This is a genomic window from Brevundimonas sp. CURTG3B2_SDJG, from assembly GCF_057364705.1.
Genome location: NZ_JBNFOJ010000130.1, coordinates 1 through 8,130 on the forward strand (window position 1 = coordinate 1; position 8,130 = coordinate 8,130).

Sequence of the window (8,130 nt, forward strand, 5' to 3'; positions counted from 1 at the left end):
CCCGAGCTGGTCGGCCCCCGGAGGCCGTGGCCGGCAACTTCCTCGGCCGGGCGCAGACGGCGCGGGCGGCGCTGGTCGACGGCGCCCTGGCGCTGCTGATCGCGCCGGCGGGCAAGCTGATGCTGGTAGTCCTGCCGACGTGGCGCGACGGCCGCATCGTCGTCCTGGAGGCGGTGGCCGATCCGGATCGACTGGCCGCGATGGAGCTGGCGACGCTGGACGGTTGAAGCGTCGGCCGGACGCCGCCTCAGTGGACGGTGCGTTCCAGCGCCCCGATGCGGCGGTCCAGCTGCGCGACCTCGGCCTCGATCCGCGCCTTCTCGGAGGCCATGTCGATCGGCGTCCCGTCCTCGTAGGTCAGCTGGGCGCCCTTCGCGATCAGGTCCAGGCGGTAGAGCATCGTCACGCGCCGGGCCTTCAGGCGATCCAGTTCGGTCTGGTCCGCCATCAGCCCGCGTCCCGCCAGGCCTTCAGCGCCTCGATCGCCCGCACGCTCATCAGCCGCTTCTTGGCGCGGCGCGGTCCTTGGGCGGGATGCGCTTGCCGGCGGCGTCGACCCGCGGCGCCTCCAGCGGCGGCAGCAGTCCATAGTTGATGTTCATCGGCTGGAATTTGGAGCCTTCCAGGTGTCCGCCGGTGATGTGCTCGACCAGGGCGCCGATGGCCGTTTCGGGCGGCGGCGGGGCCAGGTCGCGACCCAGCGCCTGGGCGGCGGCCAGACGACCGGTCAGCAGGCCCATGGCGGCGGACTCGACGTAACCTTCGACGCCCGTGACCTGGCCGGCGAAGCGCAGGCGCGGCATGGCCTTCAGACGCAGTTGCTTGTCCAGCAGCTGGGGGCTGTTGAGGTAGGTGTTGCGATGCAGGCCGCCCAGCCGCGCGAACTGGGCGTCCTGCAGGCCCGGGATCATGCGGAAGGTCTCGGCCTGGGCGCCGTGCTTCAGCTTGGTCTGAAAGCCGACCATGTTGAACAGCGTCCCCAGGGCGTTGTCCTGACGCAGCTGGACGATGGCGTGCGGCTTGACCGTGGGATCGCGCGGATTGGTCAGGCCGACGGGCTTCATCGGGCCGTGGCGCAGGGTCTCGCGGCCGCGCTCGGCCATGACCTCGATCGGCAGGCAGCCGTCGAAATAGGGGACGTTCTCCCAGTCCTTGAACTCGGCCTTGGGACCGGTCAGCAGGGCGTCGATGAAGGCGTCGTACTGGGCCTTGTCCATCGGGCAGTTGACGTAGGCGGCCGCGTCGCCGCCCGGGCCTTCCTTGTCGTAGCGCGACTGGCGCCAGGCGATGTCGAAATCGATGCTGTCGGCGTGGACGATCGGCGCGATGGCGTCGAAGAAACTCAGGCTCTCCTCGCCGGTGGCCTTCAGGATGGCGTCGGCCAGGGCGGGCGAGGTCAGGGGACCGGTGGCGACGATGACGTTGTCCCAGTCCTCGGGCGGCAGGCCAGCGATCTCCTCGCGCACCACGGTGACCAGGGGATGGGCGTGCAGCTTCGCGGTGACGGCTTGGGAGAAGCCGTCGCGGTCGACGGCCAGGGCCCCGCCGGCCGGCACCTGGTGCGCGTCGCCGCAGGTCATGATCAGCGAGTTCAGCGCCCGCATCTCGGCGTGCAGCAGGCCGACGGCGTTGTATTCCCAATCGTCGGACCGGAAGGAGTTGGAGCAGACCAGTTCGGCCAGACCGTCGGTCTGGTGGGCGTCGGTCTTCACGCCGGGCACGCCGCGCATCTCGTGCAGGATCACGGGGACGCCGGCGTTGGCGATCTGCCAGGCGGCTTCGGAGCCGGCGAGGCCGCCGCCGACGACATGAACGGGAGAAGGCGTTGTCATGCCAGGGCTTCTAGCGGCGCGCGCGCATCCGGGCTAGCGTCGCGGCGGGGAAGAGGAGGGGGCCATGCGGCGATTTTCCATCGGGACGGCCATCGGCGACGCGTTCGACCTGATCCGGCGGCGGCCGCTGGCCGTGTTCGTCTGGGGGCTGCTGACGGTGGCGCCGATCCTGGCGGGCCTAGCGCTGATCTTCCCGATGATGGGCGAGATGGTCGCCAACATGCCCGATCCCGGTTCGGACTCCTCGGCCTACGGGACTGCTTTCCCCGACCAGGCCTTCGCCCAGATGATGCAGTTCCAGATGGCCTCGATGCTGATGAACATCGGCCAGCTGCTGGTGATGGCGGTCGTCTACACCGCCATCATGCGGGCCATGCTGCGGCCCAAGGAGACCAGCGCCTTCTCGTTGCGCGTGGGAATGGACGAGCTGCGCGTGGCCGTGGTGGGCCTGGCCATCGGCGTGGGCCTGTACGTCGCCATGATCGTCGTCGCGTTGTTCGCGGTGGCCGTGGCCGTCGCTGTGGGTCTCGGAACCCAGGGATCGTCGCAGGTCGGCGTCGGCGTCGCCGTGATGGCGGTCCTGGTGATCGTCGGCGTGGTCGCCTTCATGTGGGCGATGGCCCGCGTCAGCCTGATGGCGCCGGCGAGCGTGCTCTATCGCGACTTCGCCTTCGTCCAGGGCTGGAAGCTGGCGGCGGGCAAGGGCTGGCCGCTGTTCGGCATGATGCTGCTGATCTGCCTGATCGTCATCCTGATCGAGGTGATCGTGGTGATGATCGGCGTCGGCCTGTTCGCGGGCTTCGCCGTCGCCAACGGCCCCTGGACGGACGTCGACGCCGCCGCCGAGCCCTTCGCGGGCCTGGGGACCTGGTTCGCCGCCAACTGGTACTGGGTCGTCGTGGGCGGCCTGGCGGGGGCGATGATCTACGGCGTCGTCCTGACCCTGGGGATCGCGCCGTTCGCCTCGGCCTGCCGGCAGTTGGCCGAGAGCGGCGACCCGAGGCCGGCGGACGAAGCGGCTTCTCCGGAATCGGCCGCCTAGGCTAGGATCGCGGGAACGGAAGGAAGAGGTTCATGGCGTTTTCGGCGAGCGACGCGGCGTTCGAGGGGTTCCGGTTGGTGCGCCGCAATCCGCTGGCCCTGGTGGCGTGGGCCCTGGTCTATGCGGTGCTGAGCCTGGCGGCCCTGCTGGCGATCTCGGGCGTCGTCGATCCGCTGATCCAGTGGAGCGAGGCCGCCGAGGCGCTGGAGTCCAGCCAGGCCACGCCGGCGGAGGTCGGCGCCATGTTCCAGACCTTCGGATCCATCTTCCTGCAGATCGCCTGGCTGCTTCCCGTCTCGCTGTTCGTCAGCGCCGTCCTGGCCGCGGCGGTGGCCCGCGGGGTGCTGAATCCCCAAGCCAAGGGTTTCGGCTACCTGCGCTTCGGCATGGATGAGGTCCGGGTGATGGTGGTGACCTTCGTCCTGGGCCTGGTGATGACGGCGCTGTGCGTGGTCGTCGTCTTCGCGGTCGGGATCATCGGCGGGATTTCGGCGGCGAGCGGCGCGGGCTGGGGCTGGCTGGTCGCGCTCGTCGCGGGCCTGGCCGGCGTGGCCCTGCTGATCTGGCTGGCGGTCCGGCTGAGCCTGGCGGTGCCGATCACCGTGGCCGAGAACCGGATGGCCTTCTTCGACTCCTTCGCCCTGACCCAGGGACGGTTCTGGCCGCTGCTGGGCATGGCGATCATCGCGGGCGTGATGACCCTGATCATCAGCTTCCTGTCGTCCGTCATCACCATGCCGCTGGGCATGATGTCGGGCATGGAGGGCTGGAACTTCGGGACCGACAGCGATCCCGAGGCGCTGCGCGCCGCCTTGGACATCACCAATCCCTGGGTGATCGCCAGTTCGCTGGTCGAGGCGATCGTCTATGCGCTGACGGTCGGGGTCATGTACGCCCCGTTCGCCGCCGCCTATCGCGACATCAAGGGCCTGGGCGCCGAGACGCCGACGGCCTGATGCGGAAAGGGGCGGGTCGTCAGGCCCGCTTCCTCGCCCGCACCGGCTTGTCCTCGGAGGCCGCGGCCCGGCCCGCCAGGTCCGCGACGCGGGCCTTCCGCCGCGCCTCGTGACGATCCAGCATTTCCTTGAGGTATTTGCCGGTCCAGCTCTTGGGGTTCTGGGCGACCTGTTCCGGCGTGCCGACGGCCACGATCTCGCCGCCGCCGTCGCCGCCCTCCGGGCCGAAGTCCAAGAGCCAGTCGGCCACCTTGATGACGTCGAGATTGTGCTCGATCACCACGATGGTGTTGCCGCTGTCGACCAGCTCCTGCAGCACCTCGAGCAGCTTCCTCGTATCCTCGAAATGCAGGCCCGTGGTGGGCTCGTCGAGGATGTAGAGGGTCTTGCCAGTGGCGCGCTTGGACAGCTCCTTGGACAGTTTCACCCGCTGCGCCTCGCCGCCCGACAGGGTTGTCGCCGACTGGCCGACCTGGACATAGCCCAGGCCCACCCGCTCCAGCGTCAGCATCTTGTCGCGGATGGACGGCACGGCGGTGAAGAAGCGCGCGGCCTCTTCGACCGTCATGTCCAGAACGTCAGATATGCTCTTGCCCTTGAAGACGATTTCCAGAGTCTCGCGATTGTATCGCTTGCCCTTGCAGACGTCGCAGGTGACGTAGACGTCGGGCAGGAAGTGCATCTCGATCTTGATGACGCCGTCGCCCTGGCAGGCCTCGCAGCGGCCGCCCTTCACATTGAACGAGAAGCGGCCGGGGCCGTAGCCGCGGGCCTTGGACTCCGGCAGACCGGCGTACCAGTCGCGGATCGGGCCGAAGGCGCCGGTGTAGGTGGCCGGGTTCGAGCGCGGGGTGCGGCCGATCGGCGACTGGTCGATGTCGATGACCTTGTCGAACAGCTCCAGCCCCTCGATGCGGTCGAAGGGGGCGGGGGCGTCCGACGCGTTGTGCAGCCGGCGCGCGGCGGCCTTGTAGAGGGTCTCGATCGTGAAGGTCGACTTGCCGCCGCCCGAGACGCCGGTGATGCAGGTGAACAGGCCGCCCGGGATCTCGCCGGTGACGTTCTTCAGATTGTTGCCGGTCGCGCCCGAGATCTTCAGCATCTTCTTGCGGTCGACGGGGCGCCGGCCCTCGGGCGGCAGTTCGATCTCGCGCTCGCCGGTCAGGTATTTGCCGGTCAGGGAGCGGGGATTGGCCATCACCTCCTGCGGCGTGCCTTCGGCGCAGACCTCGCCGCCATGGACGCCGGCGGCCGGCCCCATGTCGATGACGTAGTCGGCCGTCAGGATGGCTTCCTCGTCATGCTCGACCACCAGGACGGAGTTGCCCAGGTCGCGCAGGCCGCGCAGGCTTTCCAGCAGGCGGGTGTTGTCGCGCTGGTGCAGGCCGATCGACGGCTCGTCCAGCACGTAGAGGACCCCGGTCAGGCCCGAGCCGATCTGCGAGGCCAGACGGATGCGCTGGCTCTCGCCGCCGGACAGGGTGCCCGAACTGCGCGACAGGTTCAGATAATCCAGGCCGACGTTGTTCAGGAAGCGCAGCCGGTCGGTGATCTCCTTCAGGATGCGCCGGGCGATCTCCATCTGCTTGTCGGTCAGATGGCCTTCCAGGGTCGAGAACCAGAGATAGGCCTTGGAGATCGACAGCCAGCTGATCTCGGCGATGTCCTCCCCGGCGACCTTGACCGCCAGGGCCTCGGGCTTCAGGCGCTTGCCGCCGCAGGCCTCGCACGGCGTCTCGGATTGGAAGCGGCCTAGTTCCTCGCGCACCCAGGCGCTGTCGGTCTCGCGCCAGCGGCGCTCCAGGTTGGGCAGCACGCCCTCGAACGCCTTGGAGGTCTCGTATTTCCGGGCGTTGTCGTCATAGACGAACTGGATCTTCTCGCCGCCCGAGCCGTGCAGGATGACGTCCTGGGCCTTCTGCGGCAGGTCGCGCCACGGCTTGTCCATCGAGAAGCCGTAGTGGGTGGACAGCGACTGCAGCGTCTGGGTGTAGAGCGGCGAGGGGCCGCGCGACCACGGCGCCACCGCCCCCTTGTGCAGGGTCTTGTCGCGATCCGGCACCACCAGGTCGGCGTCGAAGGCCAGCTTGACCCCCAGGCCGTCGCAGACGGGGCAGGCGCCGAACGGGTTGTTGAACGAGAACAGCCGGGGTTCGATCTCGGAGATGGTGAAGCCCGAGACGGGGCAGGCGAATTTCTCGGAGAAGGTGATGCGACGTGGCTCGTTCTCGCCCTCGGCCGGGGCGGCCCATTCGGCCACCGCGATGCCGTCGGCGAGGCCCAGGGCCGTCTGCAGGCTGTCGGCGTAGCGGCCTTCCAGACCCTGTTTCGTGACGATGCGGTCCACGACGATGTCGATGTCGTGCTTGAACTTCTTGTCGAGCTGGGGCGCGTCCTCGATGGCGTAGAACTGGCCGTCGATCTTCAGGCGCTGGAAGCCCGAGCGCTGCCACTCGGCGATCTCCTTCCTGTACTCGCCCTTGCGGCCGCGCACGACCGGGGCCAGCAGCAGGATGCGTTCGCCGTCCGGCAGAGCGGTCAGCTTGTCGACCATCATGGAGATGGTCTGGCTTTCGATCGGCAGGCCGGTTGCGGGCGAATAGGGCACGCCGACCCGCGCCCACAGCAGGCGCATGTAGTCGTGGATCTCGGTGACCGTGCCGACGGTCGAGCGGGGGTTCTTCGACGTGGTCTTCTGTTCGATCGAGATGGCCGGCGACAGGCCCTCGATCAGGTCCACGTCGGGCTTGCCCATCAGTTCCAGGAACTGGCGGGCGTAGGCCGACAGGCTCTCGACGTAGCGGCGCTGGCCCTCGGCGTAGATGGTGTCGAAGGCGAGCGAGGATTTCCCCGACCCCGACAGGCCGGTCATGACCACCAGCTTCTCGCGCGGAATGTCGAGGTCGACGCCCTTGAGATTGTGCTCGCGGGCGCCGCGCACGCGGATGAAGTTGTGCTTTTCGGTCATGGAATCCGGAGAACGCGGAGGGGCCGGACAGGGTCCGGCGCGACGACGCTATATGGGGGACAGTTCGGGGAAATCAGCAAGAACATTATAGGAACTCGATCGTTCCGACGCCAGCCTGCTGACAGAAACCGGCAGCTACCGTCCGTAGCGGTTGACGATATGCGATAATGGAATATATTCCGAAGTGGAATGTGAGTTCCAATCGAAAGCCGAAATTACCAAGAACCCAACTTCAACAAACATCGTTTTCTGAACCATCTACCAAACCCAGATCCAATGGCGAGCTTTCACATGTGCAAACAAATACTTGCGGTTAGATTCCGCACGGGAGACGCATGGCCATGGTCGATTGGTCGGTGGAAGTCGATGACGATTTCCTGAGTGAGGTGAAGCTGTGGTCGAGGGATCGACAGCGGGAATTGTTCGCTATCCAGACCCGTCTGGAGGCTGGAGGGCCCGAAGCGATGGGGCTGGTGAAGAGCGAACTCGAGGGCGTGCCGGACTGGCGCGATCTCTCGACGCCGTACTGCCTTCCGCTGGCCGTCCACCTGCCGTCCGGATGGGCGGTTCTGACGCTCGAGGTTCATCAGGGCTTCAGGATCGTCATTGTTCGCTTGCAATAGCCAAGCGCGTAAAAGACGCGATGTGAAAGTGACGACTAGGAAATCCAGCGTCTGGAGGCCGGACTGGTCGGCCGAGGACAAGGAGCGGATAGACGCCCTCGTTCTCGAGATCGGCGAACGAACGTCGGCGCTTCAAGCTCTGCGAAAAGAGCTGGGCCTGTCGCAGGTCGAACTCGCCAAGATTCTGAACACCACCCAGTCCAACGTCTCAAAACTGGAGGCGGGCCGCGATATCCGGCTGGCGACGCTGAAGGCGCTGATCGAGGCGCATGGCGGCCATATGAAGGTGGTCGCGGAGTTCGAAGGGCGAGAGATCGAACTGGCGTTGTAGCGATGTGGGAAAGCGTCTTCGGGCCCGGGCCGAAAAGGCTTGCGCCGACGGGCCTTCGCACCCATCCTAGGTTCCTGAGTGAGTTCACGGAGGCCCGACGATCATGATCAGCACGCTGGAAATCGGTTTCGCCCTTTCCGCTCCGCTGCTGCTCGTGCTCGCCCATGCCCTCGCTCCCAAGCCCAAACCCCTCCGCATCCGCGCTCGTGACGCTCGATCGCGTCGCGGCCCGCACGCCTGACGGACACACCCTCTTCTCAGACCTGAGCCTCGCCTTCGGGCGTGAGCGCACGGGCGTCGTCGGCCGCAACGGGGCCGGCAAGACCACCCTGCTGCGCCTGGTCGCCGGCCTGGCCGAGCCCGCCGAGGGCGCGATCG

Annotated in this window: 7 protein-coding genes and 2 pseudogenes; 6 read left to right on the forward strand and 3 right to left on the reverse strand. The window is 67.4% G+C overall.

What is annotated here, in order from left to right; translation table 11 throughout:
- Nucleotides 1–227, forward strand: a pseudogene (locus AC2W7C_RS10185) (RNA polymerase subunit sigma-70); the annotation flags it as partial.
- 20 nt (nt 228–247) lie between these two features.
- On the opposite strand, the gene AC2W7C_RS10190 reads toward AC2W7C_RS10185, so the two are convergent.
- Both AC2W7C_RS10190 and trmFO read right to left on the reverse strand, forming a co-directional pair.
- Nucleotides 248–448: a hypothetical protein gene (locus tag AC2W7C_RS10190; protein ID WP_486001342.1), complete on the reverse strand. Its 201-nt coding sequence runs from the start codon at nt 446–448 to the stop codon at nt 248–250.
- A pseudogene (gene trmFO, locus AC2W7C_RS10195) lies at nt 448–1,832 on the reverse strand (methylenetetrahydrofolate--tRNA-(uracil(54)-C(5))-methyltransferase (FADH(2)-oxidizing) TrmFO). Before trmFO ends, AC2W7C_RS10190 begins: the two are co-directional and overlap by 1 nt.
- 64 nt (nt 1,833–1,896) lie before the next feature.
- On the opposite strand from trmFO, the gene AC2W7C_RS10200 reads away from it, so the two are divergent.
- Together AC2W7C_RS10200 and AC2W7C_RS10205 are read left to right on the forward strand one after the other, a co-directional pair.
- Nucleotides 1,897–2,874 (forward strand): hypothetical protein, encoded by a 978-nt coding sequence (locus tag AC2W7C_RS10200; protein ID WP_486001343.1) that lies wholly within the window; start codon nt 1,897–1,899, stop codon nt 2,872–2,874.
- A 32-nt stretch (nt 2,875–2,906) separates the two neighbouring features.
- Nucleotides 2,907–3,830: a hypothetical protein gene (locus AC2W7C_RS10205; RefSeq protein WP_486001344.1), complete on the forward strand. Its 924-nt coding sequence runs from the start codon at nt 2,907–2,909 to the stop codon at nt 3,828–3,830.
- Nucleotides 3,831–3,849: 19 nt separating this feature from the next.
- Here AC2W7C_RS10205 and uvrA read toward each other — a convergent pair whose 3' ends face one another.
- Nucleotides 3,850–6,798, reverse strand: a complete 2,949-nt coding sequence (gene uvrA, locus AC2W7C_RS10210; protein ID WP_486001345.1) for an excinuclease ABC subunit UvrA — start codon at nt 6,796–6,798, stop codon at nt 3,850–3,852.
- A gap of 335 nt (nt 6,799–7,133) precedes the next feature.
- Between uvrA and AC2W7C_RS10215 the strand changes: the two genes are divergently transcribed.
- From AC2W7C_RS10215 to AC2W7C_RS10225, 3 genes are all read left to right on the forward strand, one after another.
- Nucleotides 7,134–7,421 carry a hypothetical protein gene (locus tag AC2W7C_RS10215; RefSeq protein WP_486001346.1) on the forward strand — a complete coding sequence of 96 codons (288 nt, stop codon included), beginning with the start codon at nt 7,134–7,136 and terminating at the stop codon, nt 7,419–7,421.
- 22 nt (nt 7,422–7,443) lie between these two features.
- Nucleotides 7,444–7,752, forward strand: coding sequence for a helix-turn-helix domain-containing protein (locus AC2W7C_RS10220; RefSeq protein WP_486001347.1), 309 nt, complete (start codon nt 7,444–7,446; stop codon nt 7,750–7,752).
- Nucleotides 7,753–7,916: 164 nt separating this feature from the next.
- Nucleotides 7,917–8,130, forward strand: a 214-nt coding sequence (locus tag AC2W7C_RS10225; RefSeq protein ID WP_486001348.1) for an ATP-binding cassette domain-containing protein, incomplete at its 3' end; no start/stop codon positions are given.